Source organism: Archangium sp. (genome assembly GCF_036388035.1).
Lineage (GTDB): Bacteria > Myxococcota > Myxococcia > Myxococcales > Myxococcaceae > Archangium.
The window spans coordinates 1-1,506 of the sequence record NZ_DASVSO010000537.1 but is presented as its reverse complement, the minus strand read 5'-3'; the positions used below and the strand labels follow the sequence as shown (position 1 = coordinate 1,506).

Genomic DNA, 1,506 nt, shown 5'->3' with positions numbered 1-1,506 from the left:
CGGCGCGTGCTCTCGCGCCACCTCGACTCGCGCAGCCCGCTGGTGGGCCGCGTCTGCGGGGAGGCCCTCCGCCTGGAGGCGCTCCAGGGCGAGCCCGGGCACGAGGGCCCCGCGGAGGCCGCGCCGGACGTGGCGCCGCTGGGCCCGCTGTGCACGCGGGTGGCCCACCGGCTGGGGCTGGGCGAGGCCCAACGCTTCCAGCGCTGCCTGCTGGACGTGGGCTGGCGCGTGGCGCGGGCCTCCAGCGGCGTGCGGGGACTGCTCGGCGGAGTGCGCGCGGAGGAGCGACGGGCCCTCGAGGTACTCGCGGCGGCGCTCGGGCGGCTAGGTGGGTGACTCGCGCTCGCGCGGGCCGAGCCCCCACGGGCCGGAGCGGGGGGTGTCCTCCAGCTCGCGCAGCTCCAGGCCGCGCATGACGTCATCCTGGGTGAGGGTGCCCGCCAGCGTGCCGTCCTCGAGCACCACGGGCAGCTGAGGCAGCCGGCGCTGGCCCAGCTCGCGCAGCGCGTCCCACGCGGTGGACTCGGGGGTGAGGGTGGGCACGGGCAGGGCCACCTCGCGCACCCGCACCTGCGAGCGCCGCGCCGCGGGCACCTGCCGCACGGCCGCCAGCGTCACCAGCCCCACCACGCGCCCCTCCTCGCGCACCGGCAGCGCGCGCCGCCGCTCCGTGCGCAGGCGCGCGGCCACCTCCTCCAGCGAGTCCTCCGCCTCCACCGAGGCCGTGCGCGGCACCATCACCTCGCGCACCCGCACCCGCGCCAGCAGCGACTGCATGAGCACCTCGCGCGACTCGCTCGCGGCCCCCAGGAAGACGAAGGCGGCGATGAGGACGAGGACGAAGTTGCCGCTCACCAGGCCCAGGAGGCCGAAGAGCACGGCGAAGGCCTTGCCCACCCCGCCGGCCACCTGGGTGGCGCGCACCCGGCCCAGCCTCACGGACAGCAGCGAGCGCAGGATGCGGCCCCCATCCATGGGGAAGGCGGGCAGCAGGTTGAAGAAGCCGAGGAAGACGTTGAGGGAGCCCAGGTAGAAGACGGCGAACTGGAGGTTGAAGGAGCGCGCGCCGGCCAGCAGCGTGTACGCGGCGAGGAAGAGCCCGCCCAGCGCGAGGCTGGTGAGGGGCCCCACGAGGGCCATGAGGGCCTCCTGACGGGGGCCCTCGGGCATGCGGGTGATGCGCGAGACGCCGCCAATCATCATCAGGGTGATGTCGGAGACCTGGCCGCCCTTGCGCAGGGCGTAGAAGGAGTGGGCCAGCTCGTGGACGAGCACGGAGAGGAAGAGGGCCACGACGAGCCCCAGGCCCCAGGCGAGCGGGTGGCCGAGCAGGCGCTCGGGAGGAACGTCGGCGGCCTCGGCGGCGTTGCGGAAGGCCTGGCTGAAGAGCCAGGCGAGCACGGGCAGCACCAGGAGGAAGGAGTAGTGCAGCCGGATGGGGATGCCCCGCAGGGTGGCGATTCGGACGGCTCCGCGCACGGTGTCACCTCGTGTGTCAACGGTAGC

2 protein-coding genes are annotated in these 1,506 nt (G+C 75.2%); one reads left to right on the top strand and one right to left on the bottom strand.

What is annotated here, in order from left to right:
• Positions 1–336: hypothetical protein (locus tag VF697_RS21635; RefSeq protein ID WP_331097908.1), on the top strand; the 336-nt coding region annotated here is incomplete at its 5' end.
• On the opposite strand, the gene VF697_RS21630 is transcribed toward VF697_RS21635, so the two are convergent.
• A complete protein-coding gene (locus VF697_RS21630; RefSeq protein WP_331097907.1) occupies positions 325–1,479 on the bottom strand; it encodes a site-2 protease family protein in 1,155 nt (384 codons plus the stop codon). The genes VF697_RS21635 and VF697_RS21630 overlap by 12 nt on opposite strands.
• Positions 1,480–1,506: the final 27 nt, after the last annotated feature.